General features: G+C 67.2%; 18 protein-coding genes. 11 read left to right on the top strand and 7 right to left on the bottom strand.

Annotated elements, in window-relative coordinates; all coding sequences use genetic code 11:
• Window positions 1-26 precede the first annotated feature (26 nt).
• The 7 genes from speE to aroC form a co-directional block, all read right to left on the bottom strand.
• Window positions 27-878: a polyamine aminopropyltransferase gene (gene speE, locus NRG74_RS03445; RefSeq protein ID WP_257705707.1), complete on the bottom strand. Its 852-nt coding sequence runs from the start codon at window positions 876-878 to the stop codon at window positions 27-29.
• A gap of 96 nt (window positions 879-974) precedes the next feature.
• Window positions 975-1,187 (bottom strand): PLD nuclease N-terminal domain-containing protein, encoded by a 213-nt coding sequence (locus NRG74_RS03440; RefSeq protein ID WP_026083979.1) that lies wholly within the window; start codon window positions 1,185-1,187, stop codon window positions 975-977.
• Window positions 1,188-1,292: 105 nt separating this feature from the next.
• A complete protein-coding gene (mtnC, locus tag NRG74_RS03435; protein WP_257705705.1) occupies window positions 1,293-1,979 on the bottom strand; it encodes an acireductone synthase in 687 nt (228 codons plus the stop codon).
• Complete coding sequence (locus tag NRG74_RS03430; protein ID WP_017642184.1) at window positions 1,976-2,527, bottom strand: 1,2-dihydroxy-3-keto-5-methylthiopentene dioxygenase; 552 nt, start codon at window positions 2,525-2,527, stop codon at window positions 1,976-1,978. The genes mtnC and NRG74_RS03430 overlap by 4 nt, the downstream gene beginning before the upstream one ends.
• On the bottom strand, window positions 2,524-3,138 hold the full coding sequence (locus NRG74_RS03425; RefSeq protein WP_017642183.1) for a methylthioribulose 1-phosphate dehydratase: 615 nt from the start codon (window positions 3,136-3,138) through the stop codon (window positions 2,524-2,526). Before NRG74_RS03425 ends, NRG74_RS03430 begins: the two co-directional genes overlap by 4 nt.
• A 123-nt stretch (window positions 3,139-3,261) precedes the next feature.
• Window positions 3,262-4,425, bottom strand: a complete 1,164-nt coding sequence (locus NRG74_RS03420) for an MFS transporter (protein WP_257705704.1) — start codon at window positions 4,423-4,425, stop codon at window positions 3,262-3,264.
• Window positions 4,426-4,439: 14 nt separating this feature from the next.
• A complete protein-coding gene (gene aroC / locus NRG74_RS03415) occupies window positions 4,440-5,531 on the bottom strand; it encodes a chorismate synthase (RefSeq protein WP_160923530.1) in 1,092 nt (363 codons plus the stop codon).
• 135 nt (window positions 5,532-5,666) lie between these two features.
• On the opposite strand from aroC, the gene NRG74_RS03410 reads away from it, so the two are divergent.
• The 11 genes from NRG74_RS03410 (at window position 5,667) to NRG74_RS03360 (ending at window position 17,917) form a co-directional block, all read left to right on the top strand.
• Window positions 5,667-6,635 carry an alpha/beta hydrolase gene (locus NRG74_RS03410; protein ID WP_257705703.1) on the top strand — a complete coding sequence of 323 codons (969 nt, stop codon included), beginning with the start codon at window positions 5,667-5,669 and terminating at the stop codon, window positions 6,633-6,635.
• Between the two features lie 42 nt (window positions 6,636-6,677).
• The gene (locus NRG74_RS03405; protein ID WP_257705702.1) at window positions 6,678-7,457 is read left to right on the top strand and encodes a hypothetical protein; all 780 of its coding nucleotides are present in this window, start codon (window positions 6,678-6,680) and stop codon (window positions 7,455-7,457) included.
• A gap of 125 nt (window positions 7,458-7,582) precedes the next feature.
• Complete coding sequence (locus NRG74_RS03400; RefSeq protein WP_257705701.1) at window positions 7,583-9,964, top strand: penicillin acylase family protein; 2,382 nt, start codon at window positions 7,583-7,585, stop codon at window positions 9,962-9,964.
• Between the two features lie 244 nt (window positions 9,965-10,208).
• A complete protein-coding gene (locus NRG74_RS03395) occupies window positions 10,209-11,405 on the top strand; it encodes a CmpA/NrtA family ABC transporter substrate-binding protein (RefSeq protein WP_064308259.1) in 1,197 nt (398 codons plus the stop codon).
• An 11-nt stretch (window positions 11,406-11,416) separates the two neighbouring features.
• Window positions 11,417-11,989: an ANTAR domain-containing response regulator gene (locus NRG74_RS03390; protein ID WP_017642176.1), complete on the top strand. Its 573-nt coding sequence runs from the start codon at window positions 11,417-11,419 to the stop codon at window positions 11,987-11,989.
• 68 nt (window positions 11,990-12,057) lie between these two features.
• Window positions 12,058-13,305 (top strand): acid phosphatase, encoded by a 1,248-nt coding sequence (locus NRG74_RS03385; protein ID WP_257705700.1) that lies wholly within the window; start codon window positions 12,058-12,060, stop codon window positions 13,303-13,305.
• Between the two features lie 390 nt (window positions 13,306-13,695).
• On the top strand, window positions 13,696-14,838 hold the full coding sequence (locus NRG74_RS24410; protein ID WP_307773997.1) for a methyl-accepting chemotaxis protein: 1,143 nt from the start codon (window positions 13,696-13,698) through the stop codon (window positions 14,836-14,838).
• A complete protein-coding gene (locus NRG74_RS03375; RefSeq protein ID WP_184286910.1) occupies window positions 14,835-15,557 on the top strand; it encodes a hypothetical protein in 723 nt (240 codons plus the stop codon). Before NRG74_RS24410 ends, NRG74_RS03375 begins: the two co-directional genes overlap by 4 nt.
• Before the next feature lie 74 nt (window positions 15,558-15,631).
• Entirely contained in the window at window positions 15,632-16,873 is a 1,242-nt protein-coding gene (gene alaC, locus NRG74_RS03370) for an alanine transaminase (protein WP_184286906.1), read from the top strand.
• Window positions 16,874-16,967: 94 nt separating this feature from the next.
• A complete protein-coding gene (locus NRG74_RS03365) occupies window positions 16,968-17,162 on the top strand; it encodes a hypothetical protein (RefSeq protein WP_064308263.1) in 195 nt (64 codons plus the stop codon).
• Window positions 17,162-17,917, top strand: a complete 756-nt coding sequence (locus tag NRG74_RS03360; protein ID WP_257705699.1) for a hypothetical protein — start codon at window positions 17,162-17,164, stop codon at window positions 17,915-17,917. Before NRG74_RS03365 ends, NRG74_RS03360 begins: the two co-directional genes overlap by 1 nt.
• Window positions 17,918-17,920 lie beyond the last annotated feature (3 nt).

Raw genomic sequence — 17,920 nt, 5'->3', positions numbered from 1 at the left:
TCGAACGGTGCCGCGACCGTCAGGGCTTACGCCTTGCCGATGGCCTCCAGCACGTATCGAGGTAGAGCAAAGGCGGCGGCATGCAGCTCCGGGGTGTAGTAACGGGTCTGGATGCCAGTATCACTGTAGCGTTGCGCCAGGGTTTCGGCACCTTGCCGACGCAAGGTCGCGTCCTTGCTGCCCCAGGCCAGGGTCATCACGCCCCCTATGTAGGTAGGCACCGCCGACAGATAAAAGTGCCAGTCGGCGAATAGCCCGGACATCCGGCTGGCGGTGGTCCTGACCTCGTCCAGCTGCAGGAAGGGCGTGCCATTCTGGGCCACCATCACGCCGCCGTCGTTCAGGCAACGATGGCAGGCCTGGTAGAAGTTCTCCGAGAACAGCACCTCGGCCGGACCGATGGGATCGGTGGAGTCGGAGATGATGACGTCATAGCGCTCGGTGGTGTTGGCGACGAAATTCATGCCGTCGTCGATCACCAGATTCAGCCGCGGATCCTCGAAGGCGCCAGCCGAATGACCAGGAAAGTGCTCCTTGCACATTTCCACCACCGAACCGTCGATCTCGACCATGGTGATGTGCTCGACACCCCGGTGCTTGGTCACCTCCCGCAGGATACCGCCGTCGCCACCGCCGATGATGAGCACCCGCTTCGGCGCCGGATGGGCGAGCAGTGGCACCTGGGTGAGCATCTCGTGATAGATGAATTCGTCAGCCTCAGTGGTCTGGATGACGCCATCCAGGGCCATCACCTTGCCCAGCACAGCGTTCTGGAAAATCACCAGGTGCTGATGCTCGGTACGCACCTCGTGGAGCAGGCGCTCGACGGTGAATCTCTGGCCATAGCCGTCGTAGAGGGTTTCTAGGTAGTCGCTCATGTCGATCTCCGCAGGTGGCGGGCCGAGACAGACAATGCCCGGCCAAAAGCCGGGCATTGTAAGAGCTGGATGTGACAGGCTCCAGCGTTGTGCTGGTTAGCCTTTATGGGTAGGCGCGGTGGCCGAGCGATTGCCGCGCGGACCGGCGGCGGCCCAGGCGATCAGACCGATCACCGGCAGCACGATGATGAGCACGGTCCAGCCGATCTTGGCATTGCTGGTGCTGTCACTGCGGATGACGTTGACGATGGCCCAGATGTCGAGCAGGAAGACGATGAAGCCCAGTACACCGCCGATGGTGGAATTGATCATGTCGCGACTCCCGTTGCGAGGACACAGGTCTCGTCACTTGGGACTGGCGATGAGGGCGTGGAGTTCGGCCGGCTCGCTTGGCAGCGACGCCGGCCATGGGCCTCAACCGAAGGCGGTGAGATCGATGTCAGCAAAGGACGCCACGCACGGATGGTCGCCCAGCTGGCCACCGGCACGCACCAGGCCGCAGGTCGGCAGACCGGCCTGGCGCGCGGCATCCAGCTCTTCCACCACATCGGAAAGGAACAGCAGTTCCGCCGGCGCATGGGTGGTCGCCGAAGCGATGCGGGCATAGGAGGCGGCCTCGCGCTTGCCGCCGGTCAGGGTATCGAAATACCCGGAAAACAAAGGCGTGAGATCGCCATGCTCGGAGCAACCGAAGATCAGCTTCTGCGCCTGGATCGAGCCCGAGGAATAGACGTACAGCGGCAGTCCAGCGGCATGCCACTGGCGCAGGGCCTGGACGGCGTCGGGATAGACGTGCCCCCGGAGGTTGCCGGCGCGATAGCCCTGCTCCCACACCTGTCCCTGCAGCGCCTTGAGCGGCGTGGCCTTGCGGTCGGTGGCGATCCACTCCAGCAGGATGGCGATCACCCGCTCCACGTCGGCGTCCAGCTCGCCGGCTTCGGCACGCACGGCATCGAGTTGCTCGGCCACCGCCGGCTCTCCGGCATGGGCGCGCACATGGGCCGGCAGGTGCGCGCGGGCATAGGGGAAGAGCACGTCGAAGACGAAGCTGACGGCGCTGGTGGTGCCTTCGATATCGGTGAGGATGGCCTTGATCGTCACGCCTCGACCTCCAGGCGTGGAAAGCGCTGGGCGATGTCCACGCCGGTGAAGTGGGCCACCCAGCCGTCGGGATTGTCGAACAGGCGGATGGCGACGAAGGACGGCGACTCGCTCATGTCGAACCAGTGCGGCGTACCGGCCGGCACCGAGATGAGGTCGTCCTTCTCGCAGAGCACGGCATAGACCTGGTCGTCGATGTGCAGGGTGAAGAGGCCCTGGCCTGCGACGAAGAAGCGCACCTCGTCTTCATTGTGGCGATGCTCTTCGAGGAACTTGGCGCGCAGCGCCTCCTTCTGCGGATGCTCGGGATGCATGCTGATGACGTCGACGGTCTGGTAGCCGCGCTCCTGGATGAGGCGATCGATCTCCGGTCGGTAGGCGGCGATCACCTCCTCCTGGCTGGCGCCGGGCGCCACCGGGGCGGTGGCCTGCCAGCGCTCGAAACGCACCCCGACCTCGGCCAGGGTGGCGGCGATGTGCTCACCATCGCTGATCACCTTCAGCGGCTGGCGGGGTTCGGCATCGTGGTAGACGGTCAGTCGGCTCATGGACGCAGGCTCCGGGTCTTGAGTTCGCATTCGAAGAGGAATTCGAAGGCTTCCACGTGGCGCAAGGCATCGGCCATGCGCGGGCCCCAAGTATAGAGGCCGTGCCCGCGGATCAGGTACCCCACGCAGTCGGGATGCACGTTCAGCCAGGTCTGCACCTTGTCGGCCAGGCGCGGGATGTCCTGGTCGTTGTCGAACACCGGGATCTCCACCCGCACGTCGTGGGTGGTGACGCCATGCAGGGCCTTCTGCAACTCGTAGCCGTCCAGCACCAGGCGATCGCCTTCGAGCTGGCGCGAGAGCACCGTCGAGTTCACCGAGTGGGTGTGCAGCACGGCGCCGATCTCCGGCTGCCAGCGATAGAGCTGGGTGTGCAGCGCGGTCTCCGCGGAAGGCTTCTTGGCCTCCAGCGGGGTGCCGTCGAGGTCGGTGGCGAGGATGTCGTCCAGCTCCAGCTGACCTTTGTGCTTGCCGGAGACGGTCAGCAGCAAGCGACTGTCGGACAGCCGTACCGAATAGTTGCTGCTGGTGGCCGGCGACCAGCCGCGGCCATAGAGGAAGCGACCGGCGTCGATGATTTCCCGGGCCAGTTGCTCACGCTGCTGGATCATGGAGGGTTCTCCTAGGTTCTGTACGAAAAGTCGCCGAGCAACGGTCAGGCGAGGCGAAAAACGCTGAGGAAGCGGAGTTTACGAGAGGTAAATGAGCATTCCGAAGTGTTTTTCAACGAAGCATCACCGAGCGCATGCACTTTTCGTACTGGACCTAACGGACAAGAGGATGAGAAAGGCCCCTGCCAGCGCCGCCAGGGAGGCGCCGGCAAAGGCGGCAAGGGCACCGGACACCTGCCAGGCATAGCCAGCATACAGCGCGCCCAGCGCACCGCCAGCTCCGGACAGGGCGGCGTAGAGCGATTGGGCCTGGCCCTGGCGGCGGCGGTCGAAATGGGATTGGACGAACTGGATGGCGGCGGCATGGAAGCATCCGAAGGTGGCGGCGTGCAGCAATTGGGCGAACAGCAGCACCGCGAGGTGATCGGCCAGGGCGCCCAGCAGCCACCAGCGCCCGGCGGCGATGAGAAAGGCGGCGACCAGCAGGGTGTTGAGCGACAGCCGCGCCAGCAGTTGCGGCATCACCAGGAAGATCAATACCTCGGCGACCACCCCCAGCGACCAGAGCTGGCCGATGACGCCGCGGCCATAACCCAGTGCTTCCAGGTGCAAGGTGAAGACCGTGTAATAAGGGCCATGGGACAGCTGCATCAGTGCCGCGGCGATGAAGAAGGCTAGAACCCGCGGCTGGCGCAGGGTGGTCAGGAACGGCTCGGCCGGCGCCTCGGAGCGCTGGCCGGGGTCGACCTTGACCCCCGGCACCGCCAGCGAGGCCAGCAGGATGATCGCCATCACCAGCAGCAGATAGGCCGGATAGAGATCCAGGCTGACGTACTCGAAGGCCCAGCCCAGCCCCGCCACCGCGGCGATGAAGCCGATGGAGCCCCAGAGGCGGATGCGCGCATAGCGCTGCGGCTGATCGCGCAGATGAGCCAGGGTGATGGCTTCGAACTGGGGCAGCACCGCGTGCCAGAAGAAGGCATGACCGGCCATGATCAGCGCCAGCCAGGCGAAGCCCTGGCCGAGGTAGATGCCGGAGAAGCACAGCAGGGTGCAGGCGGCGCCGAGGCGGACGATGCTCAGCCGGCGGCCGGTGCGATCGGCCAGCCAGCCCCAGAGGTTGGGTGCCAGCACCCGCATCAGCATGGGGATGGCCACCAGTTGACCGATGGCGGTGCCGGAAAAGCCCAGGTGGTGGAAGTACAGACCCAGGTAGGGCGCCGTGGCCCCCAGCAGCGCGAAGTAGGCGAAATAGAAGCCCGACAGCCGCCAATAGGGAACCGGCATCGTCCGTCCGCGGATCAGAGCTGGGGCAGGACGGGCGTGTGCACTTTCACCTCGGCGTTCTGCGCGCGGTGGCGCAGGAGGTGATCCATCAGCACCAGGGCCATCATGGCTTCGGCGATGGGGGTGGCGCGGATGCCCACGCAGGGATCGTGGCGACCCTTGGTGATGATATCCACCGGATTGCCGTGGACGTCGATGGAGCGACCCGGAGTGGTGATGCTGGAGGTAGCTTTCAGTGCTAGGTGGGCGACGATGGGCTGGCCAGAGGAGATGCCGCCCAACACGCCACCGGCGTTGTTGGACAGGAAGCCCTCCGGGGTCAGCTCGTCACGGTGCTCGGTGCCGCGCTGAGCGACGCTGGCGAAGCCGGCGCCGATCTCGACGCCCTTGACCGCATTGACGCTCATCAGCGCATAGGCCAGTTCGGCGTCGAGGCGGTCGAAGATGGGCTCGCCCAGACCCGGCGGCACGCCGTCGGCGACCACGGTGATGCGCGCGCCTACCGAATCCTGATCGCGACGCAGCTGGTCCATGTAGGCTTCCAGCTCCGGCACCCGGTCCGGATCGGGGCTGAAGAAGGCGTTTTCTTCCACGCTGTCCCAGGTCTTGAAGGGGATCTCGATGGGGCCCAGCTGGCTCATGTAGCCGCGCACCCGGATGCCCTGGGTCGCCAGGTACTTCTTGGCGATGGCACCGGCCGCCACGCGCATGGCGGTTTCCCGCGCCGAGCTGCGACCGCCGCCGCGGTAGTCGCGCAGGCCGTACTTGTGATGATAGGCGTAGTCGGCATGGGCTGGGCGGAACAGGTCCTTGATCGCCGAGTAGTCCTTGGACTTCTGGTCGGTGTTGCGGATCAGCAGGCCGATGGGGGTACCGGTGGTGACGCCCTCGAAGACCCCGGACAGGATCTCCACTTCGTCCGCTTCCTGGCGCTGGGTGGTGTGGCGGCTGGTGCCGGGCTTGCGCCGATCCAGGTCGCGCTGCAGGTCGGCGATGTCCAGGGGCAGTCCGGGTGGGCAACCGTCGACGATGGCGACCAGCGCCGGGCCATGGCTTTCGCCGGCGGTGGTGACGGTGAACAGCGTGCCGAGGGTATTGCCGGACATGCGAGGGCTCCGCGCTACGGGTGAAAGGTATAGATTCAAAATGGGAATGGGCGATTTTACACGCGCCGTGGTCTTTTACACGGATTGTGTGCGGGATAGGCCCCCACACCCCAGCCCTCCGGTGCCCTCTTCGTCATGCGTCTGCTGTTCTCCCTGCTGCTGTGCCTCGCCCTGCCCGCCCTCGCCACCGCGGCCGACCCCGTGCTCTATCGCCCCGTCCAGCTCGACACCGGCAGCGGCGTGCTCAAGGGCAGCCTGATCCTGCCGCGCAGCGAGCGGCCGCAACCCGTGGTGCTCTTCGTCTCCGGCTCCGGGCCCCTTGACCGCAACGGCAACGGACCCGGCGCGCGCAACGCGGCCTTGCAGCGACTGGCCGAGGCCCTGGGCCGGCAGCGGATCGCCAGCGTGCGTTTCGACAAGCGCGGCGTGGCCGAGAGCCGTAGCGCCGAACCGGACGAGAGCCACCTCAGCGTGGAGCGCTATGTCGACGACCTGGTCGGCTGGATCCGGCTGCTGCGCGCCGATCCACGCTTTTCCAAGGTGATCCTGCTCGGTCACAGCGAAGGCGCCCTGATCGCCAGCCTGGCCGCCGACCGGGTGCCGGTCGCCGGCGTGGTGACCCTGGCCGGCAGCGGCCGTCCCATCGACGTGGTGCTGCGCGAGCAACTGGCCGGCAAGCTGTCGCCCGCCGGTCTGGCCAGCGCCCAGTGGATCATCGACCAGTTGCTGCGCGGCACGCCGGTGCCCGAGGTGCCGAAGGAGTTGCTGGTGCTGTTCCGCCCCAGCGTCCAGCCCTATCTCATCTCGCTGTTCCGCCAGGATCCGGCCGGGGCCTTCGCCGGCATCCACGCCCCGGCGCTGATCATCCAGGGCACCCATGACGTCCAGGTGGAGGTGGACGATGCCCGCGCCCTGCAGCGCGCTAAGCCGGATGCGGAACTGGCCATCATTGCCGGCATGAACCATGTGCTACGCATCGCCCCGGCGGACTTCCAGGCGCAACTGCCCACCTACGACAACCCTAACCTGCCCCTGGCCCGTGAGCTGATCGAGCGGGTGGCGGCCTTCGTCGCGCGCTCAGGTTCCCCGCCCACTGGCCGATAAGCCGGCAAAGGCGCCCAGGAGGCGCACAGCTGGAGCCTGCCCGTGGAAACCCCTGACCAAGCATCGCCGGCCGTCGAAGCCACGCCCCATGAACCCCATCCCTGGGCCAGCCTGCCGCCGGAGCGCTTTCAGCTGCTGCGACTGATGCCCCAGCCCGCGGATCGACGGGTCGGGGCACGCCCCCTGCGCTTCGTGCAACTCGGCCTGGTCGAGCGCCATGGCGACGAGGAGAGCCTGCTGCGACTGACGGTGCAGATTCCTGGTCAGCTGCTGCACCGCGAGGTGAACGTGCTGGAGGTCTGGGTCGACCATCGCCAGGGCCAGATCCGCCTGGGGCCCGAACGCGGCTTGCAGATTGAGCCGGAAGAACGTGGCCTGGGCCGCTTCCTGCTGGCCCGGGCCGCCGCCTGGGCGCGCCTGCGCTGGAGCCACTACGGGGTGCAGGACCTGCCCCTGGCACGCCGCGACGCCCTCGACGAAGACAGCCGCAAGCGCCGCGACCACGTGCTCGGCGCCCAGGGCTTCACCGTCGAGACCGCAACGGACGACGAACGTCAGCAGCTCTGCCGGGCAGCGCGGGTCAGCCAGCTGCGCGAGGACTGGAACGCCGACAAGGTCCAGCTGCTGTCGCTGCTGGACGGCGCCACCCTGCTGGAGCAGTGCGACCGGGTGATCGACGAGCGCGATGCCAGCCTGCGCCAACTGGAGGACCGCATCGCCCTCTATCGCCGTGACGACATCTCCCTGCGTTTCGCCATCGGCTGCCTGGCGGTGTTCTGCCTGTTCCAGGCCGCCCTGCTGATCTGGATGGCGCTGCGCTAGACGTCGCTGCAGACGACCTGTCGGCAGCGCCCAGGCGCCACCCCTCGCCCGAGGCTTGCTCCCCTGGCGGACCCTGCTAACGTAGCCACCCGTTCGCATCCATCCGCCCGGAGTGTCCGCTGTTCATGGTCTCGCCTCTGCTGTTTCGCCCGCGTGCGCCCCTGCGCCTCGCTACCCTCGGCCTGCTGACCGCCCTTGCCGGCTGCCAGTATTTCGGCGAAGAGCAGCCGACCCACAGCCAGCCGCAACTCAAGGGAAGCCTGCCGCTGCGCGGCCTGGCGCAGACCGCCTCGGTGCGCCGCAACGCCGACGGCCAGCCGCTGATCGAGACCACCACCTTCCACGATGCCCTCTTCGCCCTCGGCTATGTCCACGCCAGCGAGCGCCTGGCGCAGATGGTCGAGCTGCGCCTGCTGGCCCAGGGTCGACTGGCCGAGGCCTACGGTGACAGCCGCCTGGACAGCGACCGTTTCATGCGCACCGTGGATCTGCGCAAGGCTGCCCAGGTGGCCTACAGCAATGCCTCGCCGCGTCTGAAGACCTTCTTCGAAGTCTATGCCCGGGGCGTCAACGCCTATCTCTATCGCGCCGGCGAGCGAGTCGCGCTGGATGGCCACGACTACCGCGCCGAATACTGGAAAGCCGAAGACAGCGCCCTGCTCTTCGAGCTGCTGAACTTCGCCCAGGCGGTGGACCTGCGCAAGGAGACCGCGGCGCTGGCCCTGGCCGCTCAAGTCGGCCCCGAGCGCCTGGCCTGGCTCTTGCCCACCTACCCGGACGAACCCCTGCCGGAAGAGGAGACCGCCAAGCTGCGCGGCCTGAATCTGCGTGGCCAGTTGCCTGGCCTCGACGCCCTGCTGGACGTCCAGCGCCAGCTGGCTCAGCTCGCCCCCTTCGGCGGCCCCACCGGCACCGCCTGGGCAGCGACACCGGGTCATACCCGCAGTGGGCGCAGCCTGCTCGCGGTGGACAAGGTCAGCGCCTTCAACGGCCAGTCGCCCTTTACCCTGGTGACCCTGAGGGCGCCGCGCTTCGAGGCCGTGGGCACCACCCTGCCCGGCCTGCCGCTGCTGCTCGATGGCTACAACGGCAAGCTGGCCTGGGGCGCCGCGACCCTGATGGGCGACAGCCAGGACCTCTACCTCGAGCGTCTGCAACGCCAGGGCGGTCGTCTCCAGGTGCAGAGCGGCGGTCAGTGGCAACCCGCCGGCGAGCGGGTGGAAACCTTTTTCGTCCGCGGTGAAAAGCCCCGTCGCGAGACCCTCTACACCAGTCCACGTGGTCCGTTGCTGAATCTGGCCCTGGCGCCGGGCGCCAATGGCTATGGCCTGGCCCTGCGCAGCAGCCGCCTGGAAGCCGACAAGAGCCTGGACGCCCTCTTCGACCTCACCCGCGCCAAGGACGTGGAGCGCGCCTTCGAACTGGCCCGCGAGCTGCGCGCCAGTGACTGGAATCTGGTGTTCGCCGATGCCGAGCACGTCGGCTGGCAGGTGACCGGACGCTATCCCAATCGCCGCAGCGGTCTGGGGCTGCTGCCCTCGCCCGGCTGGGACGAGCGCTATGCCTGGGATGGCTACGCCGATCCCATGCTGCACCCTTACGACCAGGATCCGGCCCAGGGCTGGCTGGGCGCCGCCAACCAGCGTGTGGTACCGCGCGGCTACGGCATGCAGCTGTCCAGCAACTGGTCGGGCCCCGAGCGCCAGGAGCGCCTGGCACAACTGGCCGGGCGCTCCGCGCGCCTCGATACCCGCGATGCCATGGCTCTGCAGCAGGACCAGACCACCACCCTGGCGGCCAAGCTCAAGACCCAGCTCGACGCCCCCGGCTTCGCCGCGCCACTGCGCCAGGCCATCGCCGCCCTGCCGGCCACCCAGCGCCAGCAGGCGGAAGAAGCCCTGCGCCGTCTGCAGGGCTTCGACGGTCGCCTGGCCGCCGGCTCCGCGGATGCGGCGCTCTACGAGGCCTTCCTGCAGGCCCTGGCCGAAAAGACCTTCGCCGATGAATTGGGGGGCACCCGGAGCCCGGCCTGGCAGGCCTTCACCACCCTCAGCGATACCGGCTACAACGCCATCGTCGATCATCTCCTGGCCCGTGACGACAGCCCCTATTGGGATGACGTCAGCACGCCTACCCGTGAAGACAAGCCGGCGATCTTCGCCCGCGCGCTGGCCGGAGCCGTCGAAACCTGCGAGGCCAAGCTGGGCAGCGATCGCGCCGCCTGGCACTGGGGCCGCTTGCACCGCCTGGATGGCAATGCCAGTGGTGGCGACGGCACGACCCTGGACCTGACCGCCAGCCACTGGGGCGGCGATGACCAGGCCTGGCTGGCGCCGGCACTGCGCCTGGTGGTGGACTTCGGCCTGGCCGAGCCCCTGCAGGCGAGTCAGGCCGGCACTCCGGGCAAGGGCTGGGCGAAGGGGCAGTACCAGAGTCTGCCGCTGCAGCCGCAGAATCTGGAGCGCGTCTATGGGCGCGACCGCCTGCTGCTGATTCCGCAACGGTAGCCTTCTCCGCTGGCAGCCCGCGACTTGGCGCGGGTTTTGCCGGTCTCCTGGCAAACCTTAGCCGGGCTGCCTCTTTAGGCCGTGTTGCGGACCGCTGCAGAAGCGCTTTCCCGCAGGCGCCCTGACCACGAAGGCGCCCGATAATGGTGCCGTGCCTGTCACCATAATGGTGCAGGCCCCAGTCGAGACGTCCATGGCGGTGCACAGAGAGGTGCCCTGGCGTCCGTTAGTTGCCGGAGACCCCATGCCTGCCCTGTCTTCCCCTCATGCCGCGAATCTTTGGGTCGCGGGTTCGGATGCCCCGGAAAAGCCCGAACTCAATCTGGGCTTCCTGCCCCTGAGCGACGCCGCCTCGCTGATCGTGGCGGCGACTCAGGGTTTCGGCGAACCCCATGGCCTGACGCTGAATCTGCATCGCCAGCCCTCCTGGTCGGCCCTGCGCGACAACCTGCTCAATGGCCAGCTCGATGCCGCCCATTGTCTCTATGGCCTGGTCTATGGCGCGCATCTGGGCCTGGGCGGCACCGCCGCTACGCCGATGGCGGTGCTCATGGGGCTGGCGCAAAACGGCCAGAGCCTCAATCTGGCGCGCAGCCTGGCCCGGGAAGGCGTGCAGGATACCGCCTCCCTGGTCGAGCGGATCCGCCAACCGGACGCCAGGCCCTTGACCTTGGCGCACACCTTTCCTACCGGCACCCATATCTTCTGGCTCTACTACTGGCTGGCCGCCCAGGGCATCCATCCCCTGCGCGATGTGCGCACCGCCCTGGTGCCGCCCCCGCAGATGCCCGAGCATCTGGCCGCCGGCCGGGTCGACGGTTTCTGTGTCGGCGAACCCTGGGGCGCTGCTGCCGTGGCCCGCGGCCAGGGCTTCACCCTGACCACCACCCAGGCCATCTGGCCGGACCACCCGGAAAAGGTGCTGGCCTGCACCGGCCGCTTCGCCGAGCGCTATCCCAACACCGCCCGGGCGCTGATCCGCACCCTGCTCGACGCCAGTCGTTTCATCGAGGAAAGTCGTGAGAATCGTCTGGGCACCGCTCAACTGATCAGCGGCGCCGACTATGTGAACACCGACCCGGCGCTGCTCGCCCAGCGCTTTCTCGGTCACTACGAAGACGGCCGCGATGGCCGCTGGGAAGACCAGCACCCGCTGGCCTTCCATCGCCAGGGTGAGGTCAATCCGCCCTATCTGTCCGACGGCCTCTGGTTTCTCACCCAGTTCCGTCGTTGGGGCTTGCTGCGCGAGGATCCGGATTACCTGGACATCGCCGAGGCGGTGCAGTGCACCGAGCTGTACCGGCAGGCGGCCATCGACGCCGGCCTGGCGATTCCGCCCACCCGGCGCAGCAGCACCCTGTTCGACGGGCGCACCTGGGACGGCAGCGACCCAGCCGGCTATGTCCGCAGCTTCGCCATCCACGCGCTCAGCGATCACTAGGGAGAACGACCTTGCGCATTCTGCTCATCGACGACACCCCCAAGCAGGTCGGCCGCCTCAAGGCCGCGCTGATCGAGGCCGGTTTCGAAGTCATCGAGGAATCCGGCCTGACCATCGACCTGCCCGCGCGCATCGAGGCGCTGCGCCCGGACGTTATCCTGTTCGACACCCAATCACCCGGACGCGACGTCATGGAGCAGGTCTGCCTGGTGACCCGCGATCTGCCGCGCCCCATCGTCATGTTCACCGACGAGCACGACCCGGCGGTGATGCGCCGGGCCATCCAGTCGGGGGTCAGCGCCTACATCGTCGAGGGCATCCAGACCAGTCGCCTGCAGGCCATCATCGACGTCGCCCGCGCCCGCTTCGAGACCGACCAGGCGCTACGCGCCGAACTCCAGGCCCGTGAGCAGCAGTTGCTGGAGCGCAAGAAGGTCGACCAGGCCAAGGGTCTGCTGATGAAGATGCGTGGCTGCAGCGAAGACGAGGCCTACACCCTGATGCGCCGCCAGGCCATGAGCAAGCAACAGAAGCTGATCCAGGTAGCCGACCAGATCATCGCCATGAGCGAATTGCTGGGCTGACACACCTTGTAACATTCTTGCAATTGGGACAGCCGAAACTGGAGCTCAACCTTTCCGGGAGCTCTAGCATGCGCCTTACCCTACTGCCCCTCGTTTGTGGACTCCTGCTCACCCCCCTGGCCCAGGCGGCCAGCACTCAGCCACAGACCTTTCTCGCCAACCTGGAACAGGCGGGCGAGCAAGGTGCCTTCGCCCAACTGGAACAACGCCAGCGGGAATTGCTGGTGCAGCGCCTGCGCCAGGCCGCCCAGCCCTTCGATCAGCCGGGTATCGAACGGGTCAAGCAGGGCACGCCCCTGGCCGACCAGGCCTGGCTGACCGCCCAGCACTACGACTTCGCCAAGGAAGGCTTGCAACAGGCCGATATCCAGGTCCTCGAAGGCTTCCGCCAATTGCCCGCCAGCCTGCTGACCGCGAGTACCGCCACCGTCGCCCGGATCAACCACGACGCCTCACCGGCCTTGCAGGATCGCGCGCTGCTCGATGCCGAGGGGATCGCCTTCCTGTATTTCACCGCCGATGCCCTGGGCCCGCGCCTGGGCCAGGCGTTTCTCGACGCCTACGAAAGAGGTGAATTGGGCAAGGCGGCCGCCCTGATCAAGGCCTCGGAAGTCAGCACGGCACCGGCGAAGAAACACTTCGACTATCCCCGGCCCTTCCTGCGCTCCGAGCACCCGGTGACCCTGGTCCAGGACCGGGTCGTGCTCGGCAACCACCAGCCCTACCTGGCCTCGGCGGGCGCCTTCCCCAGCGGCCATAGCACCGTGGGTTACACCGACACCCTGCTGCTCGCCGCCATGCTGCCCGAGCGCGCCACGGCAATCCTGGCGCGCGGTGCCGGCTATGGCTACTCACGCCAGGTGCTGGGGGTGCACTACCCGCTGGACGTCATCGGCGGCCGGATGATCGCCCAGTACAACGTCGCCCACTACCTGGCCGATCCGGCCTATCGCCGCCTTTTCGACGAGGCGCGCGAGCAGTTGCGCACGGCGCTGACCAAGGCCTGTGGGATGGCGCTGGCCCAGTGCGCGGCAGGTAGCGCCGCTGACCAGGACCCCTGGAACAGTCAGGCGGCGGTAGCCTTCCAGCACTACACCCTGAGTTATGGCCTACCTGCTGTCGCGGGTTCCGCCGGGCGGCCGGTCCAGGTCCCGGAAGGGGCGCCAGCGCTGCTCCAGGCCATGGCCCCCACGCTATCCCTTGCGACGGCCCAGACCCGTCTGGCCAAGTCCCATGGCGTCGCCGAACTGGGCCTGGACCCCGCCCATGAGCAGTGGCAACGCCTGGATCTGCTGGATGCCATCCGTCAGCCCTGAGTGACCTGAACGCGGCGCGGCAACCCGCCGGCTGGGACGCCGGTTCGCCCTGGGACGGCGCGGGAAGCAGTGGCCACCCGGATCGTACCGACGCGGCCATCCCTGCCGGCACTCCGGGTCGGCAACGGTCCATGGTGGGTGCCAGCCAATACCGGCGCTGGCGCCAGCGGCACAGCTGGATGCAGCCGCCGCCTGGCGGATCGCGGCGCGGTACAGCGCCCTACCGTGGAGCACCTCGATCGAAGCTGGTGCAGCACGCGGCGGCGGCGATCACGAGAGAGACGGACTGGCCGCGTTCCTGGCCCTCTGGCAAAGGTATTGCTTGGTCGAGGAACCCGCTCAACCGCTCTAGCGCGGTCGCCCCTGGATGCTGCCCCTACTGGAGTCGTCATGACCGCACCCTCCTTCGCCAGCGCCTCGTCCACCGCTCTCGATCGGCATCCGCCCCCCGCTACCACCCTGCCTTCAAGGCTCGCCATGGGCCTGGGGGGTGGCGTGCTGTTGGCGATCCTGTCGACCCTGCTGGCAGGCAACGCGCAGACCAGCGCCGCGGTCGGCAGCCTCGGGCTGTTGCTGCTGCTGGCTTGGCGCTTCCACCTGGCGCTGCACCAGCATCACCGTCAACAGTGCTTCTGGCACGCCGAACTTGCCCGGCTGCTCGAGGCACCGGCCGACATCGATCCTGCCGCCCTGCTGGTCGCCGCGGCCGAACGGCTGGAACGTAGCGAGCGCATCCGCAGCGAGACGGACTACGCCGGTCAGGCCCTGGGCCAGCTGAGCGAAGAGTCCCGCCGCCAGGGCGACGAGCAGGCGCGCGGCATCGCCATGATCGCCGCCGCGGCCGAGGAAATCGAACGTACCCTGGCCAGCATCCGCGGCCTCGCCGAGGCCGCCGGCGAGGCCTTCGCTGACAGCCACGGACAAAGCCTCACCGGCCATGCCAGTGCCGGCCAGTTGGGTGAGGGCATGGCCTCCATCCGCCACAGCCTGGACGCCACCGCGACCACCGTAGGCACCTTGCTCAGCGGCACCCAGCACGTGGAACAGGCCGTGGTGGCCATCCAGCAACTGGCCCGGCAAACCCAGTTGCTGGCGCTCAATGCCTCCATCGAGGCGGCACGGGCGGGCGAGCAGGGCCGCGGCTTCGCGGTGGTCGCCGAGGAGGTGCGGCATCTCGCCCAGGCCACCGATCAGGCGACCCGCAGCATCACCGACGTCACCGGCACCATCGTCGCCGCCATTCGCCAGGTCGCCAGCCAGGTCGACGAGCACGAGGGTCTGCTGGGCCAACAGCAGCACCGCTGCGCAGGTCTGGCCAAGGAGCTGGATGCCATTGCCCAGCGCAGTCACCGTAATCTCGAACAACTGGACCAGATGCGCCAGGCGCTGGCCGAACATGGCCAGGCCAACCATGCGCTGAGCGAACAACTGCACCAGCTGCATCTCGGCGCCCAGGCCTACGCCGAACAGCGCGAAGCCCTGCATGGCCTCACCGCCTATCTGCGCAAGCTGACCAGGCGGGTGCAGCCATGACGATGCTGGGTACGCTGCTCACCGCCGCCACTCTGTCCGCCGGATGGGTGGTCGGCTGGAACCTGCTCGAGCGTCGGCGAGACCAGGACGCCAGCCAGGAACTGATTCTGGGTCTGCAGGTAGGCCTCGATCTGCTGCAGGGCATCCAGCAACACCGCGGACTTGGGGGCCAGACCAGCCGTGAGGCGCAGCAGCGCCGCACGGCCCTGCACCAGCGCCTGGAGCCGCTGTGGCAGCTATGGGACGACGACGGTCAGTACCGGCGCTGGCAGGAGGTGCGTCAGGCACCGACCGATCTGGAGGCCCACTGCCAACTGATCGAAAACCTGCTGCAGCGCTGGCGGCTGCTGGAACTGCGCCTGAGAGCGCTGCATCCCCAGCGGCCGTCACTGGTCGAGCACTGCCAGGCCATCGAGAATCTGGGGCTGATCCGCGGCATCGGCGTAAGAGCGGCCGGGCATTCGCGCTGCCCCCTGGAGTTGCGGGTACGCCTGCAATACCTCTGCGAGCAATTACTCGACGGCCCGCTGGAACCCGCGCTGGCCCAGGCCCTGGAGCGCCTGAACAAGGAGGTGCTGGACACGCCCCAGGTCAGGCTCAGCCCGGAAGGCTGCTATGCCCTGCTCACACCCCTGATCGACGCCCGGCTAGAGGCGCTGCGGCCCCTGGTGCGTCTGGAGCGGACAAAGTCCTCGACAAGCGCAGCGGCCTGCGGCTAATGTCCGCTGCAGGTCACCTCCTGTGACCCACGTCGCTCGGACGGTTCCGGGCGCTTACGTACTTCGAGGAACGCATGACTGATTCCAGTCCCGTGCGCCGCTTTGCGCGCATCGATCGCCTGCCCCCCTACGTCTTCAACATCACCGCCGAACTCAAGATGGCCGCACGCCGTCGGGGCGAGGACATCATCGACCTGTCCATGGGCAATCCCGACGGCCCTACCCCACCGCACATCGTCGAGAAGCTCTGCCAGGTCGCCCAGCGCGAAGACACCCACGGCTATTCCACCTCCAAGGGCATTCCCCGCCTGCGTCGCGCCATCTCCCACTGGTATCGCGACCGTTACCAGGTGGAAATCGATGCCGACAGCGAAGCCATCGTCACCATTGGCTCCAAGGAAGGCCTGGCGCACCTGATGCTGGCCACCCTGGATGCCGGCGACACCGTGCTGGTGCCCAACCCCAGCTACCCGATCCACATCTATGGCGCGGTGATCGCCGGCGCCCAGGTGCGCTCGGTGCCCCTGGTGCAGGGCATGGATTTCTTCGCCGAGCTGGAGCGGGCCATTCGCGAGAGCATTCCCAAGCCGAAGATGATGATCCTCGGCTTTCCTTCCAACCCCACCGCCCAGTGCGTGGAGCTGGACTTCTTCGAGCGCGTGGTGGAACTGGCCAAGCGCTACAACGTGTTGGTGGTGCACGACCTGGCCTATGCCGACATCGTCTTCGACGGCTGGCAGGCGCCTTCCATCATGCAGGTGCCCGGGGCCAAGGACATCGCGGTGGAATTCTTCACCCTGTCCAAGAGCTACAACATGGCCGGCTGGCGGATCGGCTTCATGGTCGGCAATCCCGAGCTGGTCGCCGCCCTGGCGCGCATCAAGAGCTACCACGACTACGGCACCTTCACTCCGCTGCAGGTGGCGGCCATCGCCGCCCTGGAAGGCGACCAGCAGTGCGTGCGCGACATCGCTCAGCAATACCAGCAGCGCCGCGATGTCCTGGTGCGCGGCCTGCACGAGGCCGGTTGGATGGTGGAGAATCCCAAGGCCTCCATGTATGTCTGGGCCAAGATTCCCGAGCCCTACGCCCAGCTGGGTTCGCTGGAGTTCGCCAAGAAGCTCCTCGCCGAGGCCAAGGTCTGCGTCTCGCCGGGCCTGGGCTTTGGCGACTATGGCGACGACCATGTGCGCTTCGCCCTGATCGAGAACCAGGACCGCATCCGCCAGGCGGTGCGCGGCATCAAGCAGATGTTCCGCGCCGACGGCCTGCTGCCCAAGGCAGCCGCGCGTAGAACCGGAGTCGAACCGGCCTGAGCCCGCGCCGCGCCGCCGACCGGCGGCGCGGCGAATCCTTGCCGGTTCTGGTGTTCCAAGCTATAAGCGCCTAGTGCACCCTCGGGATATCGTCATGCTGAAAGGCCTGTTCAACCTGCTCAAATCGCCCTCCGCGGACGATCTCAAGCTGGCCGCGAGCATCAACAACTCCTACAAGTCCATGCGCGTGGTCGGCCGCGGCACCCTGCGCATCGATCCGGCGGAGGTCTTCGACTCCCCCGAATTCAAGGAAGACCTGGACCGCGCCCGGCGGCTCATCACCCGCTGATGTTCCTGCTGCTGCTCCTGCCGATCCTGGTCAGCGGATTTCTCGTCTGCCACAAGCATCCGTTGTACTTCTATCGCCTGCATCGCTACGAGGGCCAGTACCTCTATCTGCAGAGCGCCCGCTTCGGTCTGTTTTGCACCCTGCTCGCCGTGATCCTGCACCTGGGCATCGCCCAATTGCTGCAGGGACGTAGCTGGTCGCTGAGCGGGTGGACCTTCTCCCTCGACTACTTCACCGGTCTCGCCGAGCTGTTGCGCCGCACCGGTACCCTGGACGATCCGCTGCAGGCCGCCTGGATCCTGCTGGTAACGGTGACGGCCCTGCTCATCCCCACGGCCTGGGCCGCACTGGCGCGCTGGACCATCAAGCGCAAGTACGGCCTCACCGAGGATAACTACCGCACCTTCATCCTGGCCGGCATCCTCAAGGACAGTCCGCTGGACGATCTGCTGATGACCGCCTCGATCAATCGGGAGACGCTGATGCTGACCCTGGAAGAGCGCAAGGTGTACGTCGGCCGCATCACCACCCTGGGCGAACCGAGCGAAACGCAAGGGGCCGACCAGGACGTCTGCATCAAGCCGATCATGAGCGGCTACCGCGACAAGGACAAACTCTGGGTGACCTTCACCACCCACTACGCGGACAAGGGCAAGGACATCTACCTGACCTTGAAACAGAGCCAGATCGTCTCGGCGACGCGCTTCGATTTCGACGCCTACGAAGCGTTTCGCTCAAGCGTAAGCCGCACCTGATGT

Origin of the sequence: Pseudomonas oryzihabitans, assembly GCF_024652905.1 — a bacterium.
GTDB classification, from domain to species: Bacteria; Pseudomonadota; Gammaproteobacteria; order Pseudomonadales; family Pseudomonadaceae; genus Chryseomonas; species Chryseomonas benzopyrenica.
Note: the sequence above shows the minus strand (reverse complement) of the source record. Positions and strands in the feature narration are given on the sequence as shown.

Coding starts and splice junctions, on each gene's coding strand:
- aroC (WP_160923530.1), bottom strand. CDS start 5,531: ATGTCCGGCAATACCCTCGGCACGCTGTTCACCGTCACCACCGCCGGC.
- NRG74_RS03430 (WP_017642184.1), bottom strand. CDS start 2,527: ATGAGCCGACTGACCGTCTACCACGATGCCGAACCCCGCCAGCCGCTG.
- speE (WP_257705707.1), bottom strand. CDS start 878: ATGAGCGACTACCTAGAAACCCTCTACGACGGCTATGGCCAGAGATTC.
- NRG74_RS03365 (WP_064308263.1), top strand. CDS start 16,968: ATGCTGAAAGGCCTGTTCAACCTGCTCAAATCGCCCTCCGCGGACGAT.
- NRG74_RS03410 (WP_257705703.1), top strand. CDS start 5,667: ATGCGTCTGCTGTTCTCCCTGCTGCTGTGCCTCGCCCTGCCCGCCCTC.
- NRG74_RS03375 (WP_184286910.1), top strand. CDS start 14,835: ATGACGATGCTGGGTACGCTGCTCACCGCCGCCACTCTGTCCGCCGGA.
- NRG74_RS03400 (WP_257705701.1), top strand. CDS start 7,583: ATGGTCTCGCCTCTGCTGTTTCGCCCGCGTGCGCCCCTGCGCCTCGCT.
- NRG74_RS03385 (WP_257705700.1), top strand. CDS start 12,058: ATGCGCCTTACCCTACTGCCCCTCGTTTGTGGACTCCTGCTCACCCCC.
- alaC (WP_184286906.1), top strand. CDS start 15,632: ATGACTGATTCCAGTCCCGTGCGCCGCTTTGCGCGCATCGATCGCCTG.
- NRG74_RS03395 (WP_064308259.1), top strand. CDS start 10,209: ATGCCTGCCCTGTCTTCCCCTCATGCCGCGAATCTTTGGGTCGCGGGT.
- NRG74_RS03425 (WP_017642183.1), bottom strand. CDS start 3,138: ATGATCCAGCAGCGTGAGCAACTGGCCCGGGAAATCATCGACGCCGGT.
- NRG74_RS24410 (WP_307773997.1), top strand. CDS start 13,696: ATGACCGCACCCTCCTTCGCCAGCGCCTCGTCCACCGCTCTCGATCGG.
- NRG74_RS03420 (WP_257705704.1), bottom strand. CDS start 4,425: ATGCCGGTTCCCTATTGGCGGCTGTCGGGCTTCTATTTCGCCTACTTC.
- NRG74_RS03360 (WP_257705699.1), top strand. CDS start 17,162: ATGTTCCTGCTGCTGCTCCTGCCGATCCTGGTCAGCGGATTTCTCGTC.